This is a genomic window from Falsiruegeria mediterranea M17 (assembly GCF_900302455.1).
Taxonomy (GTDB): Bacteria; Pseudomonadota; Alphaproteobacteria; order Rhodobacterales; family Rhodobacteraceae; genus Falsiruegeria; species Falsiruegeria mediterranea.
Genome location: NZ_ONZG01000022.1, coordinates 1 through 25,343, shown reverse-complemented (window position 1 = coordinate 25,343; position 25,343 = coordinate 1). Strand labels below are relative to the sequence as shown.

Genomic DNA, 25,343 nt, shown 5'->3' with positions numbered 1-25,343 from the left:
CGTTTTCCTTGCGGGACAGTGCCGGCTTCAAGCAAGCAGCCAAAGCCTGTCCTGGCCCCAAAATACGGTATCGCCGTAGCGGAAACTGGGCACGCCCCAAAGGCCCAGTGCGGTCAGGGCGCGGCGGTTTTCTTCGACTTCCGCGCGCCAGTTGTCGCTTTGAAGGTGTGGTTTTGCCTTGTCCCAATCCAGCCCGGCCCGTTCGACAATCCGGGCAAGGCCGCGGTTTGTTTTGGCGTCGATCCCGTCGGCCCAGACGCCACGCAGAAAGCTTGAGGCATAATCGTCCAGTCGCCCGGCCTCGCGTGCGTATCCGATCAGCGCATAGCCGCGCTCGACCGCCTTTCCAAGCGGGTCACAGACATGGCCAAACGGGATACCCAGCCGTCGGGCTTCGCGGGCGACGTCATGCAGGATGTAGAACTGTTTTGCCTGAGGTACGGCCAAGCCGCGCATGACCATTGGCAGGACCGGGCGGAAGCGGAGTTCGGCGCCACGGGCCCGGGCAAATTCGCGGGCACGGTCAAAGGCGAGATAGGAATAGGGGCTGCGAAAAGAGGCGAAAAGTTCGATCACCGTGCCCGGCGGGGCAGGGGACGTCGCATCGGGCGAGAGCGGGGCGTATATTGGATCTGCTAGCGCGTCCGGTTTGGCCACGCCTTGCCCGCGCAATCGGGCTTCCAGGTAATGCAACCGGTCAATGCCCCAGTACCATTCGCCGCCATAGTGGAATGTTGCACCAAGATAGTGCCCCAGCTGTTCCAGCCGCGCGTCGCCTTGTGCCATCTCTGTGGCCGGTTTGGTCACAGGGGCGTCCGGCAAAGCCTCGCCTCGCCATAAGGCGGTGCCGACGGCGATCGCGGTCTGAGCGAAATCGGGCCGAGGCAAGGCAGCGGCCACAAGGGCGCGGGCATGGTCCAGCCTTTCGGTTGTTGGCGGGGTCGTCGTGGCGGGAAGGGCAAGCCCTGCCTTTGCAGCCAGCCGCGCGGCATCCAGCCGTGCATAACTTTCCAGCGCCGTCCGGTCCGGTGCGGCCCAGTCTGGCGGCGCGGAGATCAGGTGGGGGCGAAGCTCGATCTCATAACGATCCTGAAACCGGCGCAGGACCTGTGCCGTGAGATGAGAGTATGGATCAGAGACGTCATGGAAATAGTCGACGACATGCGCTGCACCTCGGCGCAGGCGCAGGCGCTGTCGCTCGAAAGCGGCCCGCTTTCGCAATTGCCGTGGTTCGCTCGTGATATGGGCAATGATGCGCGATTTGATCAGGCTGTCAAAGGACATGAATACCTATCTTTCCAGGTCCGACCCGGCGCATGGTTTCCAGGATTCAGGAATTCACCTTTTGCAGGCACGCCACGGCCTGTTTGGCTTTGCCCCTGACCCCGAAAAAGGCAACTTCGTCTTTGGACACCATGTCCTTGACGGTTGATTTGATCCGCGCCTCGTTGCCTGATGTGTCGCCAACCACGATTTTCGGTTTGACCCTGTTGTAGATCAACTTGCTGTCGCCGGATAGCCCGGCAGCGCAGGCATCGGCCTCGTTCCATCCGGCCTGTGCGCCTGTTGCGCTGATTGCTAACGCGAATGCGAAGATTGTGACTGTTTTCATCGGTAACCTCCTGTCGATGTGAAGCGCGCCGTTAAGTATTGGTCTTTCGGCGACCTTCCGTCTCTTGCGAAATGCCTAAAGTAATGTCATTATATATGTCAATAAAATGTTTAAGGGCGTTACAATCAAAGCCCTCAACCGGACTGGCGCGATCGTTTTTCTAAGTGCTGGCATTTTGGAAGCCATTCAAATAGGGTGTTGGGAATGGTTGACCTGAAAGGAATGCAACAGTGGCAGTCAAGGCAGAACCCGTTGCAAAAAAAGAAAAAACAGACGGTCGCAAGCAGCGCAGTGCGCGCAGCCGGGACAAGATCAAGACATCGATCCTCACCCTGATCCGTGCCGGAAACTATGCCCCGCGGGCCATTGATATCTCGGAACATTCGGGCCTGAGCATGCGCACGGTGTTTCGCCATATCGATGACATGGAAAGCCTGCTGCGCGAAATCGCGGGCGATATGCAGAAAGAATTGCTGCCGCGGTTCCTGCAGCCTTACACGGCAACCGACTGGCGGGGTCAGCTGGACGAGAATATCGCGCGCCGCGTCGCGGTCTGGGAAGACATCCTGCCGGTCCGCCTGTCTGCATCGTTGTGCCGCTTCCAGTCGAAATTCCTGCTAGAAGAATACCAACAGGTTCTTGAACTTGAGGGCGCTTCCCTGAGGGCGGTGTTGCCGGAGAACATTACCGCGGATGAGGCGTGTTTCAATTCTCTGAATGAAGTGTTGGGGGTTGGTTGCTGGATCAACATGCGCATGGATCGTGGGCTGTCCGCTGATGCGGCGCAGGCGGTTGTGCGCCGCACTGTCGAAGCTTTGATCGCTAGCGCCGGATAGCGGGATGCGTTGGCGGGTTTCGGTGTCTGGCCTGATGGCTCTTGGTTTGGCGGCTGCGTCCATCTGGTGGCCGCACGGTGACGATCCATCACGGCACTGCGTTCTGGCTGACGATAGCATTGGCGGGTTCGTGCAGGTGCCGGGCGGCGGGTTCGTCAAGGGTGCCGACGCGATCTATCCCGAAGAAGGCGGACCGATCAAGCTGCATGTCTCGCCGTTCTCGTTGTCGGTCACCGAGGTGACGAATGACCAGTTCGCCGCTTTCGTGGCCGCCACTGGCTATGTCACCGAGGCCGAACAAAACGGCGGTTCGGTGGGGTTTATCGAGACCGAGACGCCTTCGGACCTTCTGTCCTGGTGGAAGCTGGACGAGGGCGCGACCTGGCGCACACCAGTCGGGGCGGGGTCGGATATTGCCGGGCTGGGCCGCCACCCGGTGGTGCATGTCAGCCTGACGGATGCGCGTGCCTATGCAGCCTGGGCCGAGGGGCGTTTGCCCAATGAGATTGAGTGGGAATATGCCGCGAGCCTTGGCCTCTTTGACCCCGGCGATCCGGAATCTGGTCTTCGCGGCCCCGATGGCGAGATCCGGGCCAACACCTGGAACGGTATTTTCCCTGTGCTGAACACTGCCGAAGATGGGTTTGCGGGAACCGCCCCGGTGGGATGCTACCGTGCCAGCCTGATCGGGGCCCATGACATGATCGGCAATGTCTGGGAATGGACCGAAACCCCCTTCGGCGACGGCAGCCCGCAGTTCACCATCAAGGGTGGGTCATACCTGTGCGGTTCGAACTACTGCCGCAGCTACCGCGCCGCCGCCCGCGAAAGCTTGGAGCCCGATTTTTCGACCGCGCATACTGGGTTTCGCATTGTGAAGGATCCGGGTTAGGGGGGTGTCGTTAACACTTCGCAGCCGGTGCCGTCGAATGCATCGCGCACTGCGGTCTGGTCTTGCGTCGAAAGCGCGGCGAAGCTGTCGCGCAAAACCCGTAGGCATTTGGCCTGATAGGGGAACGTGGCCTGTGTCCAGGGTGCTCCGTCGATCTCTAACGTGACCTGTTTTTCACCCGCCGCATGGGCGGTGGCATTGGCCTGCAAGAAGGGCGCATAGGTTTTGCCGATCTCACAGAACAACGGTCGCAGGGTGGTGGCCACCTCGTCGCGAGACAGCCAGCCGTTTTCGTCAGCGGCGTAACCGGTAGCGTCTTCCAGGTGGTCGATCCAGGCGCGCAGGCGCGGCGCGTTTTCGCGCGCGATCGCGGCAGAGGTCGGCTCGATCGTCAGCAATTGTGTGAACTGGCCGAGAATGGCGAAATCGGCGGCCGAGGGGCGGGTGCCGAACAGGAACGGCCGGGACGCGACGATGCTATCCAGAAGCTTGAGGACACGCAGGTAGCTGGCTTCGATGATCGCGGCGGTCGTATCTTTCGACCCCACGACGCCAAGTCGCCCGATCTGGCGAGCGGCAAAACTTGCTGCAAAGGCATTGGCGGGGCCTTCCGTGGCCTGGGGCATCATCCAGTAGACCAGCAGCGGCGCGACATGATCGGCATTTTTTTCCGGCACCGCCCAACGATAGTGGAACATCATCTTGCTCAGCCATTCGTCGGCGTAATCCTCGATAATGTCCTGAAGGAACCGGGTGGCGGGATCACTGGCGTGTATACGGCGAGGCCGGTGCACCAAGAAGTTCGATTGGTTTCGCTGATTCAGACATTTCGACCTTGCGCATATCGACATGCTATATGTCAATATATGCGGATCGCGCGCTGCGATGCAGTGGGTGCCATGCACGTACCCTGCGGAATTACGCAACGACACCGGGCTTGCGCTTTTCAACTTCCACGATAAACTGGCATTAGATATGACAAAATAAATTGCCCCGGTCAGGGAGGACAAGGCCAATGTGGAAAAAGATCAGTCTCGGCGCGGTGGCGCTGATACTTGTGGCGGGTGTTGTTGGATATGCAAAGCGGATGGATATCCTGCTTTATGTTGTGGCCAACCGGGATCTCCCTGAGACGGGGCCCAACCGTCCAGTCACTTGGGAAAAAGGGCCCGAGAAAACCGAATCCTTGCCCGTCGACAAACCCAACATCGTGTTCATCCTGCTGGATGATGTTGGCATCAATGACCTTAGCGGCTTTGGCGAGGGTATCACCCCGACGCCCAATATTGCCCGGCTTGCAGCCAAGGGCGCGATTTTCACCAATGCCTATGCCGGGCACGCCAACTGTGCGCCATCACGGGCAGCGATCCTGACTGGGCGTGATGCATCCAGCACCGGCTATGACGTGACGCCCACGCCCGATGGCATGGGCCGGATGATCGCCATGATCGGCAACTACAATCCCATGGGGCGGCCCGAATACATCTATGACAAAGCGGCCGACGCGGCCAACCCGACTTTTGACGCGCGCGGCTTACCAGGGTCCGAGATCACTTTGGCCGAGATCTTGCGCGATACTGGCTATCACACGATGCATATCGGCAAATGGCATCTGGGTCGGGCGGAAGGCATGTGGCCCAAAGACCAGGGCTTTGATGAAGATCTGATGATGGCCAGCGGGCTTTTCCTACCGGTCGACGACCCGAACGTGGTCAATGCCAAGCTGCCCTTTTCGTCCCTCGACAAGTTTTTGTGGGCGCGGGTGCAATATTCGGTGATGCAGGGTGGTGGCGACTGGTTCGCGCCCAAGGGCTATCTGACGGACTATTTTACTGAACATGCCGTGCGCGCCATCGAGGCCAACGCGGGTCGGCCGTTTTTCCTTTATCTGGCGCACTGGGGCGCGCACACGCCTTTGCAAGCCACGAAAGAGGATTACGAAGCGGTTGGCGATATCCAACCCCACCGCAAACGGGTCTATGCGGGGATGATGCACTCGCTTGATCGTTCGGTGGGTCGCATCATGGACAAGCTAGAGGCGGAAGGGATTGCCGACAATACGATCCTGGTTCTGTCCAGCGACAATGGCGCGGCGGACTATATTGGTGTTGACGGGGTCAATGCGCCCTATCGCGGTTGGAAAAATACGTTTTTCGAAGGCGGGCTAAAAATCCCGATGTCGGTGACATGGCCAGGCAAGATCGCTCCGGGTACAAAAATCGACGCGCCGGTGACGCATCTTGACTTGATGCCGACGCTGGTGTCCGCCGGGGGCGGGGCGCTGCCGGTGGATCGCGATATCGACGGGCACGACATGACGCCGCTCTGGACCGGGTCGGACCGGCTGACACGACCCGACGATGCGATCCATTGGGGGACGTCGGACTACCGCGTGGTGCAGGCGGGGGGCTGGAAATTGCAGCTCAACCCGAGATTCGATCAAGGCTGGCTGTTCAATCTGAATGACGACCCGACCGAGCAAACCAACCTGATCGATGAAGAGCCGGAAAAGGTGGCGGAACTGACCGCGCTGATCGAGGCGCATTGGGCGGGTTCGCAACCTCTGGCGCAGTCGGTCGTTGCGGGCCCGCTAGCCATCGACAAGCATCTGGCTGACGAGTTTGTCGCGGGGGATGCCTTTGTCTACTGGCCGAATTAACTGCCTGAAAGGTGAACAATCATGACGGACCAAGTGGTTTTTTATGGCGGCAAGCTGTCGCTATACTCTGCAAGAGTGCGGTCCTATCTGCGCCATCAGCGCATTGCGTTCACGGAACGCGCGCCGGGGTCAGAGCGGGCTCTAAAGGTAATCTACCCCGCAATTGGGCGGCGTATCATACCTGTGGTGGAACTGCCTGATGGCACGCTGTTGCAGGATGGCGCGCGCATCATTGACCACTTTGAGGCCTCAGGACAGAGCCGGTTTTCGGTCTATCCCAAAGACCAAGCACTGAATGTCGTCGCCCGCCTATTCGATCTGTTCGGCAACGAGGGCCTCATGCGTCCAGCGATGCACTATCGCTGGAACTTACCTGAGCAAACGCCATTTGTTCGGCATATTTTCCGCGACGCCCTACCGTTGGGCAAAAACGAAGCGGAAAGTGACGCAGGTTTCGAGAAGCTGTCGGGTCTCTTACGCACATATACTGCGATGATCGGGGCAAACGCCAAGAACGCGGCGGAGATCGAGGCGGCCTATCTGGACTTTCTCGGCCGGCTGAACGCGCATTTCGCTGTGATGCCCTACCTCTTAGGTGGGCGTCCGACAATCGCGGATTACGCGCTGTTTGGCCCGATGTTTGCTCACCTTGGGCGCGACCGGCTCCCGCTGGCTCTGATGCAGGAACGCGCGCCTTTTGTCTTTGACTGGACCGAACGGATGAACGCGTTCGAGGATATCGAGGACGCTGTTTCGCTGGCGTGGGGCACAGGCATGGTGAATCTTGAAAACCCGCCGGACACATTTCTGTCTTTGCTTAAGTACGTGGCCGAAGAATACGCCGCCGAATACGCCGCCCATCATGCCTATTGTGATAAGTGGCTGGCGAAACAACCCAACGAGGTGATCGAAGGCCACCGGGTTTTCGCAATTACGCAATTCGAACTGCGCGGGGCCAAGATGCCGGGGCCGGTCAAGGCCTACCGGCATTTCCTTTCGCAACGCATGACAGACGCCTTCGATGATGCCCCCGAGGCGGCGCAAGCGACAGTGCGCACCCTGTTTGAGCGTTGCGGCCTTGCACCATTCCTCGACCTGCGGGTGTCACGTCGTGTCGGGTGGCAAGACCATCTTGAGATATGGGAGCCGATTGAGGCACCTTCGGAACAAGAAAACCTGTGACACAGGCCTGGCACCGGATGGAGGCGAAATGCTCTGGGCTAGGTCCTGATCCTAGATACTGACAATCAACCCTGAGCTGCCGGGCACTTTGTTGTCCAAAAGCGCAAGCCAGGACGCGGCGACCTTGTCGACACCGTTCTGCGCCACGATGTCCAGCGTCGACGCGGTGTCCTGTGTCACGCCGATACTGGCGGTAAAAGCCTTTTGCCAGAACTTGCCCGGGCCCCATTCCTTGTCGCGCTTGCCCATATGGGTGGGGGCAAAGAAGAAGGCGGGTTTTGCGCCCGGCAGGTCGCTGGGCGGTTTGCCGCCGTCCTCCCAATGGGTGGCACCGACAACCCATGTGGCCAGAATATTGTCGGTGAAATGCGCGTGCATGCGTATGGTCAAAGGCACATCTCCAGACATGTCGATAAAAACGGATTTGACAGATGCGTCCAACGCGTTTTCCGCGCCATAGACAGTGATCTCGTCAAAACATCCGAGCTTTTCGCAAAATGCGACATTGCCCTGCGACGTGAGCCCAGCAACACGTTTGCCCACCGTCTTGTCGTTGAACAGAAGATGCGCCAGACCAAAGCCGGTTTTGGAGGATGCCGAGCCAATCAACACCTGATCCGCGCCAAAGAAATCATTGTCGATCAGAAAGTCATACAGAATATAAGAGGTCGCGAAGAGCGGGAAAAGGATGCAGCGCTCATCCTCAAACTGGTTCAGGATTTCAGGCTCCGGCCCCGTGCGCATATAGGCGTTATACATCGGCGGCAGCGCACTGCGGTGATCGGCAGCGTCAAAAAAGCGGCTGTCGGTCACCTTGCTCGGGCGTAGCACCACATGGCTGGCCAGCGGGAAGAAGCCCCAGACCCGTTCGCCTGGCTCAATTTCAGCGCAGTTGCTCTCTACGGCATGGGCAAAGCCCCAAGCAGGCACCTTGCCCCAGTTTTCATCAGCGGGGAAATAACCCCAATAGCCGATCTTATCGCCGGTCACGGCATAGCTGACGTTGTTAGCGGTCAGGCCGAGTTTCTCGATTTTCATCAGAACTTCGCCCTCTTTCAGTTCGGGGGCGGGGAGCGTGCCGGTTTTGGTGTCGCGCAAATCGGTGCGGTTGGTCCAAAGCTCGGTGATCGTGGTCATGCAAAAATCCTCATTCTGGGTCAGAACCCGAAATCATTAACTTGGGAGATATCGCCTCTCGCTAACTTAGCGCCTGAATGACGAGATTGCCGAGCGCTGCGGCTAGGATTAACGCCGTCGCCATGAAAAGCCGCGGACCGGCAAAACCCGTCATCATCATCTTGTTCGGGTAGCTGATGTTTTCGAGAATGGCTGCGCGCTTAAACTGGTGGATGCCCGCAAAGGCAGACATGGCGGCCATATTTGCCAGATCGCGGCGACTGCGATAGCGCATCACGTTGGTCACTCCCCATTGTGCGCCGCTCTCGGCGGTCGACCCCCAACTGTCAACATCCCCGCCATGACGCATCATTAAAAGTGTAGGGTGCCCGCCGCGCAGGAGCAGCTGTTTGATAAATGGTCGGGAGTAGCTTTGCACCAGTGTCCGCGGCTCGATCGGCGCGCCGGTATCAGGATGCGCGATCTTGCCGTCGGGAAACAGCATGAGATTGAGCATGAAAAACTCACCGCCATCATCGGTTTCGAGAAAGGCGCGAAACCCGTCAGGATCATTCTTGGGCTGGATGGTCTTGAGGACGTCGTCGACTTCGGCCTGTGTCAGCGGGCCGCGCCAATTCTGATAGTGGCTCAAAAACAGAGCATAGAGTGCCGCAGCAGCAATCCAGGGCCATGCCCAATAGGGAGCCACCGCCATGGCCGCCGGCGCAATCGCACCGGCAGGCACGCCGATCGAGAGTTGGGGTGGAAGCTTTGTCATTGATTTGTTCCAAGATCAGAGTCTTTTCGGTGCCTTTGCTGCGCTGCCGGGCCTGTAGGGTCTGTCGGGCCTAGGCCAGATAGTCCAAGCATCCCGTATCCGTCAGCACGCTGTTCAAATTGGCCTTCGCGTCGTCGGACAGGCTTTGGTAGCGATCCTGCAGGGCAGGTAGGCAACCTTGATGCCGCTCTGCGGGCCGTCGGGTAAAGGTGCTGTCATCGATCGGGAAACTGAGCATTTTCTCTCCTGCGTCCATCGCGCGCCTGTTCGCGCGCAAAAGCGGCAAGTGGTATTTTGCGCTCAGCCTGAGCAGATCAATCACAGGAGAGGACTTGAGACGTTCAGGATCTGCCGACAAGGATTGCCACGCACCTTCGCGGCCGCTGAGGTCTTCCATCAAAGTCGTCCAGCGATAGGTGAAGTTGAAGTTCTGGCGTAAGTGCGCCGAAGGCGTGTGATCAAGAATGAGTTGTGAAAGTATTCCATAAAGCGCGAATTCAGCGCGCGACGGTCGCGTGCCAAAAAGAAACATGCCAGAGGTAAAGGCGCGTTCCGTGATCTTCAACAGCGCATCAAGGCTTTCGTCATGCAGCGGGAACATCTCTTGCTCGCCGCATGTCGCGCGCACGAGCTTGGTCTGGCGAGCCGCCCACATGGTGGCAAAACCGTCAAATTGCGGCGTTGTCGTGTCACCTCTCAGATATTCGTAAACGATCCATTGGCTGTTGAACTTGCGATCCTCCTCATGCCGCCAACGCATCATGAAGAACGGCCAAAGTAGCCATTCGTCGGCGAAATCTTCGATAAGATACGCAAGGAAGGCATCGGCCTCATCTTCCGGCTCGGCACGTCTGTCGGGGAACCGCTCTTCGAGCAGATCGATCATAAAGGTGGAATCGTTGCGAAATACCCCTTCGGGATCTTCCAGAACCGGGACCATATAGGTTTCGACTTTGGTTTGCGCGACTGTATTGGCGCGTTCGTCCGTGATCCATTGAAACGGGATGCGACGATACCGCATGTAGGCGCGCATTTTCATCGAGAAGGGCGACATCGACCCGCCATAGAGTTTTTAATCGGTCATTGGACGTTTCTTTCGCTAATCGGTTGAATTGCATCTCAGGGAGGGCTGAAAGGCAGCCGACGATCTCGCCGACTGCCCATGGGCTGTCTTTCTCACTTGGACAGCAATTCCATCATCCGGTGTGCGGCCTCGGCACCGCTGTTTTGGTTCTGACCCGTCACAAGGCGGCCATCAACGCTGACATGGTTGGCGAACATGTCGCGGAAGGCCGTGTCGGCCTCGAAGTTGGCCTTGGCGGCGCGCAGTTCGGTTTCAGGGTGTTTGGGGGTTATCGAAATGCCCAGCTGGTCGATCTGGGTATCGGTCACACCGGTCACGGTGCGCCCCTCAATCAGCGGCGTTCCATCGGTGTCTTTGGCATTCACCAGCCCCAGCGCCCCGTGGCAGACAGATCCGATCACGTCGTTATCGGCGTTGGCTGCGGTCACCAGCGCTGCCAGTTCCTCGGATTGAGCAAAGTCATAGGCTGCGCCCCAACCGCCCGAAAGGAAGATCGCGTCATATTTGGTGATGTCGACATCTTTGACAGAGATCGAGTTCGTCAGTTTGGCCATCGCAACCGTGTCTTTCTTGAACCGGAAATCGGCCTCTGTGCCCAGAGGCCAGCCCATCGAGCGCGGCTCAACCGGGATCTCACCGCCCTTGATCGAGACGAGGTCGACCTCCATGCCCGCGTCAAGGAAGGCATAGTAGGGCACGGTCAATTCCGAACCGAAGACGCCAGTTTCCTTGCCAGTGTCGCCCAGCGTGTCCTGGCTGGTGGCGATGATCAGGGCGCGTTTGCCGGCCAGATCATATTCGGGGATATCGTAGTGCGGATGAAGGCCCATCATGTTCAGCGCCCGCGGCAGTCCGAAATAGACCACGATGGTGAGAACAGGAATTGCGATGAGGATGATTTTCAGCCAGGACATTGGGGTTCTCCTTAAGTTGGCATCTCGTATGACATATTATGCTAGGGTAAGGGCCGATCAAGGGCGCAACCGGCGCCCGACCCAGCGGAAGGAAAAGAACAGGATCGTAAGCAAGACCAGCCCGGCAACAAGCAGTCCAGGCCAGTGTTCGCGCGCCATTTTGCTGACCACGTTTTTCTTGATCTGCTTGAACGGGTTGTAGTCCGCAGGCACAGGCACCACGCCAACCTCGTCGGCATAGCTGAGATATTCGTTCTGCATGTCCTGAAACAGCTCGGGACGGGCGCTTGCAAGGTCCGTGGTCTCGCCCGGATCGGTCGCGAGGTCATACATATGCCATTTGCCATCACCCAGCGGTGTCGGAATCCGCGAGATTTTCCAGTTGCCACGATAGAGTGCCGCGTTGCCACTGACCTCGAACCCAACCGCCTCGTCGTCGCCGTAGACCGCGGCGCGCGCACCACTGAGCATGGGCAAGAGGCTGCGGCCGCGAATGTCGGGCGCTACCGGGTCCAGCCCGGCAATATCCAGCATGGTTGGCACCAGGTCGGTGACATGGGCGCGGCCGTCCAGAATGCCGGTTTGAGGCAGGTCCGGACCCGCAATGACAAGCGGCACGCGCAACCCGCCCTCGGTCGCGGTGAATTTGAACAGCGCAAAAGGCGCGGCCGAAACCGAGGCCCATTCCTCGCCGATAAAGGTCATGGTGTTGCGCTCCCCCAGTGTTTCGAAGTCCTGGTTCCACCCGGTTTGCCGCATCCACCAGCGCTGAAACACGCCTTCGGCGCCGGGTGCATTGCCGATCCCACTGGATTCCGGTCCGTTGTCCGAGGTCACGATAACAAGAGTGTTGTCGAGCTGACCTTGCGCCTCGAGATGCGCCAGCAGGCGGCCCAAATGGTGATCCGCGGCCTCCAGCATCCCAGCATTGACCTGCATAGACCGCGCCCAATAGCTCTGGTCCGCGGGGCTCAGATTCTCCCAGTCGCGCGACGAAGCGGGCAGGGGGGCCAATTCCGTGCTCTCGGGCACCAGTCCCAAGTCGACAGCGCGTTCCAGCCGCTGCTTGCGCATCGCCTCCCAGCCTTCATCAAAACGTCCTGCATAGCGGTCGCGGTACTCCGGCGCGACCTGGATCGGTATGTGGATTGCTTGGAAGGACAGGAAGCTGAAGAACGGTTTTTGCGGGTCGGCCTCGTCGAGATAATTGATCATCCGGTCGACGATGCCCTCAGACGAGTAGAACCCCTCAGGCAGGGTAGTCGGTTTGCCATCCTCATACCAATTTGTGGTATTATAAAGTGGCACATAAGGCGTGTGGTCGTAATTGCTGCCCCCGGTGGCGTCGATCACGAAAGAGCGGTCAAAGCCGAAACGGTGCGGCAGGTTCTGCCCGATATCGCCGATGCCCCACTTGCCCGAGATAAAGGTCTGGTATCCTTCTTCATTCAGGCGCGAGGCGATGGTTGGCAACCCGTCTTCCCAACGCATTGAATAGCCGGGGTATTGGCGCATATCAGGGGAAAGGGTTTCAGGGATCGAGCCTAACCCGACCTCGTGATTGTCGCGCCCGGTCATCAGCATCGCCCGGCTCGGGCCGCATTGCGGCGACATATAAAACCTAGAAAACATCGCGCCCCGATCGGCCAACGCGTCGATATTGGGGGTGGCGGCATCGCCGCCATAGGCACCGAAATCCATGAAACCAGCGTCGTCCAACAATACCAGCAGGATGTTTGGACGGGCGGCCTCTTGCGCCATCGCAGGGATGGCAGCGGCGATTGCAAAGGTTGCGGCGAGCGTGAATTTCATCGGTTTATAATCCTTGTCCATCGTCCAGATGCAGAACCTGACCAGTCAGGAAACGCTGGTCGGGGTCACACAGATACAGGATGGCCTTGTCCAGATCCGCTGGTTCCCCCACCCGTCGGCGCGGGAATTGCGCGATGACGGCTTGCCCATTTGGGCTGTCGAAATAGGGCGCGTTCAGTTCGGTGCGGATATATCCCGGCGCCAGCGCATTGACGTTGATGCCCTTGTTGATCCATTCCCGCGCCATCTGCTGGGTCAGTCGTGCAATCGCCGCCTTTGACGTGCCATAGACCGTGTGGCCCGGCATCGCGCGACTGTCGGAAAGCGAGCCGATGTTGACGATCCGGCCGCCTGTGTTGCGCGCGATCCAGCGTCGGGCCAGCTCGGTAGACAAGAAGTAGGGGCCCCGAAGATTGAGCCCCATAACGGCATCGAAATCCTCGGGCGTCATGTCGGTGGCGAATTTGCTGACCGAGGTGCCGGCGTTGTTGATCAGGCAGGTGATCGGTCCGGCCATCGCTTCGGCTTCGTCCAATGCGATGGCAAAGTTTTCCACATCCGAGACATCCATCGCGAGAGGATGCGCCACGCCGCCGGCTTCTGAGATGTCATTGCACAAGCTCTCCAGTCGGTCCTTGCGGCGGGCGGCTGCAATGACGGTATAGCCATTTGCCGCCAGTGTGCGGCAGAACTGGTCGCCCAATCCTGACGATGCCCCTGTTACGAGAACGTTCTTTGCGCTCATTTCCTGATCTCCCTGATATTGATCCCCAAACGCCCGGCGGCGCGTTTGAATTCGGATCGCGCCACCGCGCGGCGATGCACTTCGTCCGGGCCATCGGCCAGACGCAACGAGCGCTGGCCAGCCCACATCTGGGCCAATGGCGTATCATCAGACACGCCCGCGCCGCCGAAGGACTGGATCGCGTCGTCGATCACCCGAAGCGCCATCGACGGCGCCGCGATCTTGATCATGGCGATCTCGTCCTTCGCCGCCTTGTTGCCAACCGTGCCCATCATCCTGGCCGCCTTCAGGCAGATGAGCCGGGTCATTTCTATATCTAGCCGTGCATTGGCGACGCGCTCTTCCCAGACCGAATGCATGCCGATGGCCTTGCCGAAAACCTCGCGGCTAAGCAGCCTTTCGGTCATCATTTCCAGCGCCCGTTCGGCGGCCCCGATCGAACGCATGCAGTGGTGAATGCGCCCTGGTCCCAATCGGCCCTGAGCAATCTCAAAGCCGCGGCCGTCGCCCAAAAGGATGTTCGTGGCCGGGACGCGGACATCTTTCAGGGACACTTCCATATGTCCGTGCGGCGCGTCGTCATAGCCAAAGACAGGCAGGTGACGCTCGATCGTCACGCCGGGCGTATCGGCGGGAACAAGCACCATGCTTTGTTGTGCGTGAGCTGCGGCATCGAGGTCGGTCTTGCCCATAACGATAAAGATCGCGCAGCGCGGATCGCCCGCACCAGAAGACCACCACTTGCGTCCGTTGATCACGTATTCGTCACCGTCGCGTCGGATTTGGCATTCGATATTCGTGGCATCACTCGATGCGACCTGAGGCTCGGTCATCAAGAACGCCGAGCGAATCTTGCCATCCAGTAAAGGCCGCAGCCATTGGTCCTGCTGTTCTGGCGTGCCGTAAAGCGACAACGTTTCCATGTTGCCGCTGTCAGGGGCAGCGCAATTGAACACTTCCGGTGCGATATGGCAGCGGCCCGTGATTTCCGCCAAAGGAGCGTATTCAAGAATAGACAACCCTGCGCCGAAACGTTCATCGGGCAAGAACAGATTCCAAAGCCCGGCCGAGCGGGCCTTTTCCTTGAGCTCTTCGATGATCGGCGGCACGGCCCATCTGTCACCAAGCTGGACGTGCTGGTCGTGGTAAACCTGTTCCGCCGGATAGACATGTTCTTCCATGAAGGCGGTCAGGCGTTGTGCGAAATCCTGTGCTTTTGCAGAAGGCGCAAAATCCATGGTCTATACTCCTGCGAAGTCTTCGGCGCGATCCAGCAAAGCCAACGCGGCATCAAGGAAAGGGCTTGGCTTGCCAACACCACCGGCCACGCGCACGTGCACCTGCAATGCGATGACGGCGAGACGGAAGAGGCCCATCGACTGATAGAAATTCATGTTTGCGGGGCGGTCGAATCCTCTCGCTGTGCAATAGGCATCGATGATCTCGTCGCGGCTCATCATGCCGGGCAGATCCGTCGGGCCGCGCTTGAAGCGCTGCAGTGCATGCGGATCGCCGGCCTCGACCCAATAGGCTAGCGCATTGCCGAGATCCATGAACGAATCTCCGAGGCCCGAGAGTTCCCAGTCGAGCACGCCGATGATCCGGGTCGGATCGTCTCGGTCCAGCACCATATTGTCGAACTTGTAGTCATTGTGCAGGATCGAGGCGCGGTCCGGATCAGGCGGGATGTTGGCAGACAGCCAGTCGCGCAGGGCGCTGCGCGGGTTGTCCAGCCCGATCTTTTCGTATCGCCGCGACCATCCGGCCACCTGACGCGCGACAAACCCCTGCGGGTCGCCAAACGCTGCGCGCACGGCGTCGGTAAGGTCGGCCTCGTGCAGCCGCGCTAATCCGTCGACGAAGTTTTCGCACAGGGTGCGGGCCTGATCGGGGCTTACCTCGAACGGGCTGCCGGGGGGCAGGATGCGCCCGTCGATCTGGGCCATGATCATGAACTGATCGCCGGTGACCGAGGGGTCTTCGCTGTAACCGACAATGGCGGGCGCTTCAGGGAACAGCGGATGCACCGCTTCGAGCACACGGGCCTCGCGGATCATGTTATGGGCATTCCCCGACCGCTGCCCGGGCGGTGGCGTGCGCATGACCAGTCGCGCGCCCGAAAACAGCGTCAGAAGGTATGTCAGGTTCGACACACCACCAGACAGGGGCGCGACCGCTGAAACCGTCTCGCAGCTACCTGTTGCCAACCTCAGGGCCTTGGTGGCCGTTTCTGCATCCATTGGCGGTTTGCCTTTCTGCTATCGGCATTGAAACTGCCGCCGCGTTAATTGGCCGTCAGCATATTGAGCCTTGCCATGTATCTCAAGAAGTATTTACACACAATATGACAAAACATTGAGATTCGTCATGGAGGAAGGGCAAGAATGCCGACTTACACAGCACCGCTAAGGGATATTGATTTCGTTCTGCACGAGGCTCTGAAAGTCTCACAGGCAGACATTCCGGGCTACGAAGACCTGACCCCCGACCTGACGGGTCCGGTCCTCGAAGAGGCCGGCAAGATCGCTTCGAACGTGCTGGCCCCCTTGAATCGCGTGGGCGATCAGGAGGGCACCAGCCTTGTGGACGGCAAGGTGCAGGTGCCAAACGGTTTTCCCGAGGCAATCAATGTTCTGCGCGAGGGCGGGTGGACATCGCTTGATCTTGATGTGGATTATGGCGGGCAGGGCTTGCCCAAATTGATGCACATGGCGGCGGGCGAATGCTTTTCCTCGGCGAACCACGCGATGGTGATGTATGGCGGGCTGACGCACGGTGCCTGGAACACCATCTTTGCGCACGGAACAGAGGCGCAAAAGCACACCTATCTGCCCAAGATGGCGAACTGTGAGTGGTTCGGTACGATGAACCTGACCGAGCCCAATTGCGGCACCGATCTGGGCCTGATGCGCACCAGCGCCGAGCCTCAGGACGACGGCAGCTACAAGATCACCGGCACCAAGATCTTCATCTCGGCAGGTGATCACGAGATGGGCGACAACATCATCCACCTTGTGCTGGCGAAAATTCCCGGCGGCCCCGAGGGGATCAAGGGTGTGTCGCTGTTCATCGTGCCCAAATACTTGGTGAATGACGATGATAGCCTTGGTGAGCGCAACGCCGTGCGCGCAGGCCGGTTGGAAACCAAAATGGGCATCCACGGCAATGCCACTTGTGAAATGAACTTTGAAGGCGCCACCGGCTATCTTCTGGGCCAACCCAACAAGGGTATGAGTGCGATGTTCACATTGGTAAACGAGGCGCGGATTGGCACCGGCGCACAGGGGTATTGCATCGCCGAGGCGGCGTATCAGAATGCGGTGGCCTATGCCCGCGAACGTCTGCAGATGCGGGCCGTTACCGGACCCGCGAACCCCGATGGACCGGCCGACCCGATCATCGTGCACCCCGATATCCGGCGCACCCTGATGGATCAGCGCAGCTTCATCGAAGGGGCCCGGGTCTTTGCCTATTGGTGCACCATGCAGGCCGATCGGGTGTCGCGCACCGATGATGCAGGTGCGCAAGGTCTGCTGTCGCTTGTGACGCCCGTGTTCAAGGCCTTTTCCAGCGACAAGGGATATGAGGCCGCCACCGATGCACAGCAGGTTCTGGGCGGGCATGGATACATCGAAGAATGGGGCATGTCGCAGTTCGTGCGCGACGTGCGGATCGCCAAGATCTACGAGGGCGCGAACGGCGTGCAGGCGCTCGACCTCGTCGGTCGGAAACTCGGTGCCGATGGCGGCAAACACACCATGGCCTATGGCGTTATGATCAAGGGGCTGGCTGACCGTCTGATCCAGAATGAAGCTCTGACCGACATGGTGGGAAAACCACTTATGGCAGGGCTGGGAGATTTCCAGAGCGCCGGTCAATACATGATGCAGAACGGTATGAAAGATCCGAATGCCGCGCTGGCCGGGTCGACCGATTTCCTGCATCTGATGGGGCATCTGACCATGGGCTACATGCTGGCGCTCAGCGCCGAGGCAGCGCAGGCCGCGTTGGAGGCCGGAACCGGTGATGCAGCGTTTTACACCCAAAAGCTCCTGACCGTTCGTCACTATTTCAACCGACATCTGCCGATGACGCGCATGCATCTCAAACGCATTCAGGCCGGGCCGGAAACGGTGATGGCGCCGGATGCCGCAGCTTTCTGAGCTGGCACGACAGATTTCACGAAAGGGACAACGAATGACCCAAGACGCCTATATCTATGACGCAATCCGCAGCCCGCGCGGCAAGGGGCGCAAGGACGGCAGCCTGCACCAAGTCACAGCGCTGGACCTGTCCTCCGAAATGTTGAACACGATCAAAGATCGCAATGATCTTGATGCTACTCAGGTCGAGGACGTGATCTGGGGTAATGTCACGCAAGTGGGTGAGCAGGGAGCCTGCCTTGCGCGAAGCGCGGTGTTGAACTCGGATCTGGGCGAACAGCTTCCCGGCATTTCGATCAACCGCTTTTGCGCCTCGGGGCTTGAGGCGGTGAATCTGGGTGCGGCTCAGGTCAAGGCCGGGGTAGGCTCTGCCTATATCTCGGGCGGGGTCGAAATGATGGGCCGGGTGCCGATGGGCTCGGACGGCGGCGCGATTGCGGCCGACCCGACCTTGGCGATGAAAAGCTATTTCGTGCCTCAGGGGATCTCCGCCGATATCATCGCCACCGAATACGGATTTACTCGTGACGAATGTGACGCCTACGCGGTGGAGAGTCAGCGCCGCGCGGCAAAGGCCTGGGACGAGAACCGTTTTGAGCGCTCCATAGCGCCGGTGAAGGATCGCAATGGGCTGACCATTCTAGATCATGATGAATATCTGCGCCGGGGCACGGACATGCAGTCTCTCGGGGCGCTGAAACCCGCTTTCAAGGAACAGGGCGAGGTGATGCCCGGCTTTGATGCCGTGGCCTTGCTGAAATACCCGCATCTGGAGCGAATCAACCATGTGCATCACGCGGGCAATTCGTCAGGTATCGTCGACGGCTCGGCGGCAGTGCTGATCGGCTCGAAAGAGTTCGGCGAGCGTAACGGCCTGACCCCGCGCGCCCGCATCAAATCCATGGCCAAGATCGGCACCGACCCGACCATCAACCTGACCGGCCCAGTCCCAGTGACCGAAAAGATCCTGCGCGAAAACGGTATGGAGATCGGCGACATCGACCTCTTTGAGGTGAACGAGGCCTTCGCCGCCGTGGTGCTGCGCTTCATGCAGGCCTTTGATGTGGATCATGAAAAGGTCAACCTGAATGGCGGCGCCATCGCCATGGGCCATCCGCTGGGGGCGACCGGCGCCATGCTGATCTCGCATCTGTTGGACGAAATGGAGAGGGCCGACAAGGAAACCGGTCTGGCAACCCTGTGCGTGGCCGCCGGCATGGGCTCGGCCACCATTCTGGAACGCGTATAAGGAGCTGGATGCATGGCTGAATTTCATTTGAACGTAGACGAAGACGGTATCGCTATCATCACCTGGGACGTTGCCGAAAAGGCAATGAACGTGATGTCGTCGCAAGGGTTTGTCGAACTTGACGCGCATATCGACACGGTGCTGGGTGACGACAATATCAAGGGCGCAGTGATCACCTCGGCCAAGCCCGATTTTGCCGGGGGCATGGATCTGAACGAACTGGGCGCGGCGCGTGTCAGCGCGGGGGAAAACCCCGCCCAGGGGATTTTCGACAATGTGATGCATGGCCACCGCATCCTGCGCAAGATCGAGCGCGGCGGTATGGACCCGAAAACCCTGAAAGGCGGCAAGCCCATCGCCGCCGCCTTGCCCGGCACAGCCGCCGGGATCGGTATCGAAGTGGCGCTGGCCTGTCACCGGGTTTTTGTGTCGGATCGCCCGGGGCCGAAATTCGGCCTGCCCGAGATCCTTGTGGGCATTTTCCCCGGTGGCGGTGGCACCGTTCGGATGCTGCATAAGGTCGGCATGGCGAATGCCATGCAACTGCTGAGCCAGGGCAAGATGCTGTCTGCCGACAAGGCGGCAAAAGCGGGCTATCTTGATGAGGTGGTGCCTGCTGATGATCTGATTTCGCGCGCCAAGGACTGGGTGCGGGGTGCGAGCGATGCCGATATCGTCAAGCCCTGGGACAAAAAGGGTTTCAAGCTGCCCGGCGGGCATGCCTATCATCCTGCCGGGATGATGAACTATGTTGGCGCTGCGGCCATGCTGCACGGCCAGACCAAGGGCGCCTACCCGGCTCCCAAGGCGTTGTTGGCGGTGATGTACGAGGCCTCGCTGGTGCCGTTTGACGTAGCACTTGAGATCGAGGCGCGCTGGATGACCTCGGTCATGATGGATCCGTCCTCGGCAGCGATGATCAAATCGCTGTTCATCAACAAACAGGCGCTGGAAAAAGGCGCAAACCGCCCCGCTGGCGTGCCGGATATGCGGGTGCAAAAGCTGGGGGTTCTGGGCGCAGGCCTGATGGGCGCGGGGATTGCCCATGTGTCGGCCAAAGCCGGGATCGAGGTCGTGCTGATCGACCAGAGCCAGGAGGCCGTCGACAAGGGCAAGGCCTATTCCGAGACAATTCTGGACAAGGCCATCGCCCGTGGGCGCAGCACGGCTGAAAAGAAAGCCGCAGTGTTGGACCGGATCACCGCAACCACCGACTACGCCGCGCTCAAAGGCTGCGATCTGGTGGTCGAAGCGGTGTTCGAAGATGTCGGCGTGAAGGCGGAAGTGAACAAACTGGCCGAAGCGCAGCTGGGAGAGGGTGCGATATTTGCCACCAACACCTCGACCCTGCCGATCACCGATCTTGCCAAGGCGAGCTGCGATGCAGGCCGCTTCATCGGCATCCATTTCTTTTCGCCCGTCGAAAAGATGGCGCTGGTCGAGATCATCAAGGGTCGCGACACCGGGGACGAGGCCGTGGCCAAGGCGCTCGATTTCGTGCGCCAGATACGCAAGACGCCGATCGTCGTGAACGATGCGCGCTTCTTCTATGCCAATCGCTGCATCGTGCCTTACATGAACGAGGGTCTGCGGATGCTGTGCGAAGGGGTGAACCCGGCGCTGATCGAAAACGCGGCCAAGCAGATGGGTATGCCGCTGGGGCCGCTGCAATTGGGGGACGAGACCGCGATTGACCTGGCTTACCGGATCGGCAAGGCCACGCGGGCGGCGATGGGGGATGCCTATCAGTCCACGGGCACCGAAGAGGTGGTCGAATACCTTTATGAGGCTGGGCGCTATGGCAAGAAGACCAAGGCGGGTTATTACGACTATGACGAGGCGGGTAAGAGGCGGGGAATTTGGCCTGGTCTGGCCGAGAAGTTCCCAAGGGCGGAGGATCAGCCCGATGTGCAGGAGGTAATGGACCGCCTTGCGCTGAGTCAGAGTTTCGAGGCGGTGCGCGCGTTGGAAGATGACGTGCTTCTGGACATTCGCGAGGGCGATGTCGGTGCCATACTGGGCTGGGGCTTCATGCCCTGGTCGGGCGGGCCATTCTCGTACCTCGATATCCTTGGCGCGGGCAAAGCCGTGCGTTTGGGCGAAGAGCTGGCCTTGAAACACGGGGCAACGTTCGAGCCGCCCAAGCTGCTGCGCGATATCGCGGCAGCGGGGGAGGGGTTCTACGCGCGTTTCGGTTCACAATCGAAGGCGGCGGCCTGAGCTTGAAGCCGTGACTCCACGCCGGGTTTCGGTGATCGGAGAGAAAACTGTTGACATAGGGCGCGCCATTTCTTGTTCTGGCAAGAAATGGCGCAGCTTGTGACAAAAGTGCCTGGGGAGGACCAAATGAGACAACAATTCGAAACCTCGGCCGAGATTTTGGCCGACTACCAACGGATGGAAAACGAAACTACGCTCGAGGACCGGTTTCCAGCGAACTCGGTCTATGGGCTCTTGAAGCTTACGGCCGAGAAGCACCCTGACCGGCCGGCAAGTTCGTTTCAGATGTTCTCGGAACCGGGCAGCAAGGCGCAGACGCTGAGCTGGCGGCAGATGCTTGAAAAGGTGACGCAGGCCGCGAACCTGTTCCGCTCGCTTGGTGTGGGCGAGGATGACGCGGTCGCCTATCTGTTGCCGGGCCTCAACGAGGCGGTGATCACCGTGACCGGCGCCATGACCGCAGGCAAGGCCAATCCGATCAACCCGCTGCTGGAGCCCGAGATCATTGCTTCGATCCTGCGCGAAAGCGGCGCCAAGGTTCTGGTCACGATCAAGAGCTTCCCCAAGGTTGATCTGGCAGAAAAGGCGGCGCAGGCGGCCGCACTTGCGCCCAATGTCGAAACCATCGTCGAGATTGACATGCTGCCGCATTTGAGCGGGTTGAAAAAGCTGATCGTGCCGATGATCCGCCCCAAGATGACGGTGCCGCGCAAGGCGCGGGTGCTGGATTTCCAAAAGGCATTGGCCGAACAGCCCAACGACCGGCTGACATTCGAGGAGACGAGCGAAGATCGGATCTGCGCGATGTTCCACACCGGCGGCACCACAGGCACGCCGAAACTGGCACAGCACCGCATGTCGGGTGCTATGTTCAATGGATGGGCCAATGCTGAAAACCTGTTCACGCCTGACGACGTGGTGCTGTGCCCGCTGCCGCTCTTCCATGTTATGGCGGTCTATCCGATCTGGATGGGCGCGATCATGTCCGGCGCACATATGGTGCAGACCACGCCTGCGGGGTATCGCGGCGATGGCGTGTGGGAGAATTTCTGGAAACTGATTGAGCACTGGAAAATCTCGATCATCGTGACGGTGCCTACAGCAGCGGCGATGCTGCTCAACTACCCTGTGAATGCCGATGTTTCCTCGCTGCGATATGCTTGCAGCGGCTCCTCGCCTTTCCCGACCAAGCTGTTCGAGGAGTTCGAGCAGAAACTGGGCGTGTCGATCCTTGAGGGCTATGGCATGACCGAGGCGACCTGTCTCGTCACCTCGAACCCACCCAATGGTCCGCGCAAGGTGGGGTCGGTTGGCATTCCGACACCCTATTCCGGGGCGCGTATTTTCGAATGCGACGATGATGGCAACATCGAAAAACACTGTGGACCGAATGAAATCGGCGAGATCTGCATTTATGGGCCGGGCGTCGTTGAGGGGCACACCTATACCGACGATAGCCGGAACAAGGGGCTTTATGCGGTCGAGAACGGCAAAACCTATCTGCGGACCGGCGACCTGGGGTATCTCGACGAGGATGACTATCTGTGGATCACCGGGCGTAAGAAGGATCTCATTATCCGCGGCGGCCACAATATCGATCCGGCTGAAATCGAAGAAGCTTTGGTGCATCATCCCGATGTGACGTTTGCCGGTGCCATAGGCGAGCCCGACGCCGTGGCGGGCGAATTGCCTGTGGCCTATGTCGAACTGGCTCCTGGTGGCACGGCAACCGAGGCCGAAATCATGGATTTCGCCCGGAAACATGTGCCGGAAAAGGCCGCCGTGCCGAAACGTATCATCATCCTGCCCGAGCTGCCCAAGACCGCGGTTGGCAAGGTTTTCAAGCCCGATCTACGCAAGCAGTCGATTACCCATGTGTTCGACCATGCGCTTGCCGATGCAGGGTTGGGCCTGAAAGTGGCGCAGGTCATTGATGTCAAGAACAAAGGCATGACCGCCTATCTGTCGGGCACGCGCGATGGGGTGTCGGACGAGCAAGTCAATGATATTCTTGGTGATTTCATCCCGCACTGGGATTGGAAAACTGCAAACTAAATCTGAAAGGAAAGAACCATGAGCGATATGATCGCGAAGGCTGTCGAAGAATTGGATACGAAGGCTAAAGCCTCGGGCATGAGCGAAACCGTGAAATTCAACATCGAAGGTGAAGGCGCCGTGGTGATCGACGGCACCGGGGCGCGGGCCTCGGATGAAGAGGCCGATCTGACGGTGACCGCAAACGCGGAAACCTTTCAGGGCATGCTCGATGGCTCGATCAATTCCACCTCGGCATTCATGATGGGTAAGATTACCATCGATGGCGACATGGGTCTGGCGATGAAGCTGGGCTCTATCCTGGGATAGTTTCGGCAGTCGTGGACACCGTGCAAATGGGATTGCGGCCGGGCATTCGGTCTGAACCGGACCCGGCCGTGACCCTAAAGGAAGATGTGTGAAATGATATCGTATAGGCTTTTGGCAAGAACAAGATGCCAGCCCAGGTCACGCCCACTCAGAAAATGCGAGATTTCCTTGCGCGTTTTGATACTTGATGGCTACGCGGTTGAGGCTGGGAAATCAACAGGCCGCGCGTGACAAAAATGATCAAGAACGTAGAATTCAGGTCCTCGCAGGACAGCCCTTTGATGTTTGACGAGGCACGGCTGGAGGATCTCCGCATCCAGGTCCTTCACAGCCGTGAACGTGCGCCCTGGCTGGGCGGTGATTTGCAAACCGTGGCGCACCGTATCACTTATCGCGACTTGCCCATTCCGGGAATCGAGACGCCGATGCAATTCCCCCTGCGCGATGGCTCGGGCGATATCATGACGGGGACCCTGCATGATCCTGGAAAAGGCGGTCCGCTGGTGATCCTGCTGCATGGCGTCGCCGGCTCCGAGGACAGCGTCTATATCAAGGCAACCGCGCGCCACCTGGCCGAGCAGGGCAGGAGGGTTCTGCGCCTCAACCACCGCGGGGCGGGGTCGTCTTTGGCAAGCTGCTCGGTCACTTATCAGTGCGCTGGCACCGCCGAGATTATCGACATTCTGGATACCCTGCCGGATGGGCTTACCGAGCGCGGCATCTTCCTGTGCGGGTTTTCAATGGGCGGAACGATCCTGTTGAACACGCTGGCCGAGCTTGGACGTGATCTGCGGATTTGCGGTGCCATGACGGTATCGGCCCCGCTGGACCTGATCGCCTCGTCCTCCCGGATGAATCGGCGCCGTAACCTGATTTATCAAAAAGCATTGCTTGGCACGCTGATGGGATTAGAACGAAAACTGTGCGGGTCTGGCAGGCTGCTCGATGAAAACCCGCTGCCGCGCCCCCGTTCATTGCTTGAATACGACGAGCTTTTCACCGCGCCACGACACGGGTTTGCTAATGCCGCGGACTATTACCGGCGGGCCTCCCCATTCCTGCGGCTGGGGCAAATCAAGGTTCCGGTTGTGATGCTTCACGCCGAAAACGATCCCTGGATCAACAGCGATCCCTACCAACGTGTCAACGAAAGCGGCTGCTCGAATTTTCGCATATTCCTGACCCCATATGGAGGCCATGTGGGGTTTCATTTCCGTGGACGGCCACGCCCGTTCTTCCTGGATGTCCTGACCCATACGCTGGGCGAAATTGGCGGGTGAACTTACCCTCGCTACATTGATTTGTTTCTTATAAGTATCCATAGGATGTGGACTTCATAATGGTCGCTTTTCCAACCTTCTCTAAGTCGACCACGAACGGCCGGAACGCGGATTCGAAAAACCGACCTTTGAAAACCGCAGCGAATTTACCCTTTGTCCCACGACCTGCAAATTCGAGGTTTTTTCCACGCTGCGGTCTACAAAAATGACTGCTCTTTCCGCTGCGCGGCAGCACCAAATGTTTTGCTTGCGCGGCATTTCTGACGCTGCGAGTGCACACAGCGAGAGAATTCAAAGTACACCTTGGGCTGATTTTGTTGAAAAACTGATACTTGATCGAGGCATGATCTGCTGATTCAATTCTCTTATTGATTGGGAGGATTGGCGATGATGGGACCCAAGCAGGAAGCGCAGGCGGCACTGTTTTACGAGTTCTC

At 59.1% G+C, this 25,343-nt stretch carries 21 protein-coding genes and 1 pseudogene; 10 read left to right on the top strand and 12 right to left on the bottom strand.

Going from position 1 to position 25,343, the window contains the following annotated elements:
• Window positions 1-27: 27 nt before the first annotated feature.
• Window positions 28-1,284 (bottom strand): DsbA family protein, encoded by a 1,257-nt coding sequence (locus TRM7615_RS24490; protein WP_108792607.1) that lies wholly within the window; start codon window positions 1,282-1,284, stop codon window positions 28-30.
• A gap of 46 nt (window positions 1,285-1,330) precedes the next feature.
• Window positions 1,331-1,612 (bottom strand): hypothetical protein, encoded by a 282-nt coding sequence (locus tag TRM7615_RS24485; RefSeq protein ID WP_108792606.1) that lies wholly within the window; start codon window positions 1,610-1,612, stop codon window positions 1,331-1,333.
• A 230-nt stretch (window positions 1,613-1,842) separates the two neighbouring features.
• Between TRM7615_RS24485 and TRM7615_RS24480 the strand changes: the two genes are divergently transcribed.
• Together TRM7615_RS24480 and TRM7615_RS24475 are read left to right on the top strand one after the other, a co-directional pair.
• Complete coding sequence (locus TRM7615_RS24480; RefSeq protein WP_108792605.1) at window positions 1,843-2,448, top strand: TetR/AcrR family transcriptional regulator; 606 nt, start codon at window positions 1,843-1,845, stop codon at window positions 2,446-2,448.
• Between the two features lie 4 nt (window positions 2,449-2,452).
• Window positions 2,453-3,340, top strand: a complete 888-nt coding sequence (locus TRM7615_RS24475) for an SUMF1/EgtB/PvdO family nonheme iron enzyme (protein WP_108792604.1) — start codon at window positions 2,453-2,455, stop codon at window positions 3,338-3,340.
• On the opposite strand, the gene TRM7615_RS24470 is transcribed toward TRM7615_RS24475, so the two are convergent.
• Window positions 3,337-4,134 (bottom strand): glutathione S-transferase C-terminal domain-containing protein, encoded by a 798-nt coding sequence (locus TRM7615_RS24470; protein ID WP_164658126.1) that lies wholly within the window; start codon window positions 4,132-4,134, stop codon window positions 3,337-3,339. The genes TRM7615_RS24475 and TRM7615_RS24470 overlap by 4 nt on opposite strands.
• A gap of 221 nt (window positions 4,135-4,355) precedes the next feature.
• Between TRM7615_RS24470 and TRM7615_RS24465 the strand changes: the two genes are divergently transcribed.
• Complete coding sequence (locus TRM7615_RS24465; protein WP_108792602.1) at window positions 4,356-5,999, top strand: sulfatase-like hydrolase/transferase; 1,644 nt, start codon at window positions 4,356-4,358, stop codon at window positions 5,997-5,999.
• 21 nt (window positions 6,000-6,020) lie between these two features.
• Window positions 6,021-7,181: a glutathione S-transferase N-terminal domain-containing protein gene (locus TRM7615_RS24460; protein WP_108792601.1), complete on the top strand. Its 1,161-nt coding sequence runs from the start codon at window positions 6,021-6,023 to the stop codon at window positions 7,179-7,181.
• Between the two features lie 51 nt (window positions 7,182-7,232).
• On the opposite strand, the gene TRM7615_RS24455 is transcribed toward TRM7615_RS24460, so the two are convergent.
• The 8 genes and pseudogenes from TRM7615_RS24455 to TRM7615_RS24420 form a co-directional block, all read right to left on the bottom strand.
• A complete protein-coding gene (locus TRM7615_RS24455; protein WP_108792600.1) occupies window positions 7,233-8,318 on the bottom strand; it encodes a DUF2855 family protein in 1,086 nt (361 codons plus the stop codon).
• Window positions 8,319-8,379: 61 nt separating this feature from the next.
• Window positions 8,380-9,075, bottom strand: coding sequence for a hypothetical protein (locus TRM7615_RS24450; RefSeq protein WP_164658122.1), 696 nt, complete (start codon window positions 9,073-9,075; stop codon window positions 8,380-8,382).
• A 70-nt stretch (window positions 9,076-9,145) separates the two neighbouring features.
• Window positions 9,146-10,132 (bottom strand): annotated as a pseudogene (locus tag TRM7615_RS24445) (glutathione S-transferase N-terminal domain-containing protein); the annotation flags it as partial.
• Window positions 10,133-10,251: 119 nt separating this feature from the next.
• A complete protein-coding gene (locus TRM7615_RS24440; RefSeq protein WP_108792597.1) occupies window positions 10,252-11,073 on the bottom strand; it encodes a type 1 glutamine amidotransferase domain-containing protein in 822 nt (273 codons plus the stop codon).
• A 57-nt stretch (window positions 11,074-11,130) separates the two neighbouring features.
• Window positions 11,131-12,885, bottom strand: coding sequence for an arylsulfatase (locus tag TRM7615_RS24435; protein WP_108792596.1), 1,755 nt, complete (start codon window positions 12,883-12,885; stop codon window positions 11,131-11,133).
• A gap of 4 nt (window positions 12,886-12,889) precedes the next feature.
• A complete protein-coding gene (locus TRM7615_RS24430; RefSeq protein WP_108792595.1) occupies window positions 12,890-13,630 on the bottom strand; it encodes an SDR family NAD(P)-dependent oxidoreductase in 741 nt (246 codons plus the stop codon).
• Window positions 13,627-14,868: an acyl-CoA dehydrogenase family protein gene (locus TRM7615_RS24425; RefSeq protein ID WP_108792594.1), complete on the bottom strand. Its 1,242-nt coding sequence runs from the start codon at window positions 14,866-14,868 to the stop codon at window positions 13,627-13,629. Before TRM7615_RS24425 ends, TRM7615_RS24430 begins: the two co-directional genes overlap by 4 nt.
• Window positions 14,869-14,871: 3 nt before the next feature.
• Window positions 14,872-15,870, bottom strand: a complete 999-nt coding sequence (locus tag TRM7615_RS24420) for a phosphotransferase family protein (protein ID WP_108792593.1) — start codon at window positions 15,868-15,870, stop codon at window positions 14,872-14,874.
• A 144-nt stretch (window positions 15,871-16,014) separates the two neighbouring features.
• Here TRM7615_RS24420 and TRM7615_RS24415 point away from each other — a divergent pair, with 144 nt between their 5' ends.
• The 6 genes from TRM7615_RS24415 to TRM7615_RS24390 all read left to right on the top strand — a co-directional run bounded on the left by TRM7615_RS24415 (window position 16,015) and on the right by TRM7615_RS24390 (window position 24,906).
• The gene (locus tag TRM7615_RS24415; RefSeq protein WP_108792592.1) at window positions 16,015-17,793 is read left to right on the top strand and encodes an acyl-CoA dehydrogenase C-terminal domain-containing protein; all 1,779 of its coding nucleotides are present in this window, start codon (window positions 16,015-16,017) and stop codon (window positions 17,791-17,793) included.
• A gap of 34 nt (window positions 17,794-17,827) precedes the next feature.
• A complete protein-coding gene (locus TRM7615_RS24410; RefSeq protein WP_108792591.1) occupies window positions 17,828-19,042 on the top strand; it encodes an acetyl-CoA C-acetyltransferase in 1,215 nt (404 codons plus the stop codon).
• A gap of 12 nt (window positions 19,043-19,054) precedes the next feature.
• Entirely contained in the window at window positions 19,055-21,262 is a 2,208-nt protein-coding gene (locus TRM7615_RS24405) for a 3-hydroxyacyl-CoA dehydrogenase NAD-binding domain-containing protein (protein WP_108792590.1), read from the top strand.
• Window positions 21,263-21,388: 126 nt separating this feature from the next.
• On the top strand, window positions 21,389-23,317 hold the full coding sequence (locus tag TRM7615_RS24400; protein WP_108792620.1) for an acyl-CoA synthetase: 1,929 nt from the start codon (window positions 21,389-21,391) through the stop codon (window positions 23,315-23,317).
• An 18-nt stretch (window positions 23,318-23,335) separates the two neighbouring features.
• Window positions 23,336-23,626, top strand: a complete 291-nt coding sequence (locus tag TRM7615_RS24395; RefSeq protein ID WP_108792589.1) for an SCP2 sterol-binding domain-containing protein — start codon at window positions 23,336-23,338, stop codon at window positions 23,624-23,626.
• 281 nt (window positions 23,627-23,907) lie between these two features.
• A complete protein-coding gene (locus tag TRM7615_RS24390) occupies window positions 23,908-24,906 on the top strand; it encodes a YheT family hydrolase (protein ID WP_162930728.1) in 999 nt (332 codons plus the stop codon).
• A gap of 28 nt (window positions 24,907-24,934) precedes the next feature.
• Here TRM7615_RS24390 and TRM7615_RS25810 read toward each other — a convergent pair.
• The coding region (locus TRM7615_RS25810; RefSeq protein ID WP_207775272.1) for a hypothetical protein at window positions 24,935-25,343 on the bottom strand (409 nt) is incomplete at its 5' end.

Coding starts and splice junctions, on each gene's coding strand:
- TRM7615_RS24490 (WP_108792607.1), bottom strand. CDS start 1,284: ATGTCCTTTGACAGCCTGATCAAATCGCGCATCATTGCCCATATCACG.
- TRM7615_RS24485 (WP_108792606.1), bottom strand. CDS start 1,612: ATGAAAACAGTCACAATCTTCGCATTCGCGTTAGCAATCAGCGCAACA.
- TRM7615_RS24475 (WP_108792604.1), top strand. CDS start 2,453: ATGCGTTGGCGGGTTTCGGTGTCTGGCCTGATGGCTCTTGGTTTGGCG.
- TRM7615_RS24465 (WP_108792602.1), top strand. CDS start 4,356: ATGTGGAAAAAGATCAGTCTCGGCGCGGTGGCGCTGATACTTGTGGCG.
- TRM7615_RS24460 (WP_108792601.1), top strand. CDS start 6,021: ATGACGGACCAAGTGGTTTTTTATGGCGGCAAGCTGTCGCTATACTCT.
- TRM7615_RS24455 (WP_108792600.1), bottom strand. CDS start 8,318: ATGACCACGATCACCGAGCTTTGGACCAACCGCACCGATTTGCGCGAC.
- TRM7615_RS24450 (WP_164658122.1), bottom strand. CDS start 9,075: ATGACAAAGCTTCCACCCCAACTCTCGATCGGCGTGCCTGCCGGTGCG.
- TRM7615_RS24440 (WP_108792597.1), bottom strand. CDS start 11,073: ATGTCCTGGCTGAAAATCATCCTCATCGCAATTCCTGTTCTCACCATC.
- TRM7615_RS24435 (WP_108792596.1), bottom strand. CDS start 12,885: ATGAAATTCACGCTCGCCGCAACCTTTGCAATCGCCGCTGCCATCCCT.
- TRM7615_RS24430 (WP_108792595.1), bottom strand. CDS start 13,630: ATGAGCGCAAAGAACGTTCTCGTAACAGGGGCATCGTCAGGATTGGGC.
- TRM7615_RS24425 (WP_108792594.1), bottom strand. CDS start 14,868: ATGGATTTTGCGCCTTCTGCAAAAGCACAGGATTTCGCACAACGCCTG.
- TRM7615_RS24420 (WP_108792593.1), bottom strand. CDS start 15,870: ATGGATGCAGAAACGGCCACCAAGGCCCTGAGGTTGGCAACAGGTAGC.
- TRM7615_RS24415 (WP_108792592.1), top strand. CDS start 16,015: ATGCCGACTTACACAGCACCGCTAAGGGATATTGATTTCGTTCTGCAC.
- TRM7615_RS24410 (WP_108792591.1), top strand. CDS start 17,828: ATGACCCAAGACGCCTATATCTATGACGCAATCCGCAGCCCGCGCGGC.
- TRM7615_RS24405 (WP_108792590.1), top strand. CDS start 19,055: ATGGCTGAATTTCATTTGAACGTAGACGAAGACGGTATCGCTATCATC.
- TRM7615_RS24400 (WP_108792620.1), top strand. CDS start 21,389: ATGAGACAACAATTCGAAACCTCGGCCGAGATTTTGGCCGACTACCAA.
- TRM7615_RS24395 (WP_108792589.1), top strand. CDS start 23,336: ATGAGCGATATGATCGCGAAGGCTGTCGAAGAATTGGATACGAAGGCT.
- TRM7615_RS24390 (WP_162930728.1), top strand. CDS start 23,908: ATGTTTGACGAGGCACGGCTGGAGGATCTCCGCATCCAGGTCCTTCAC.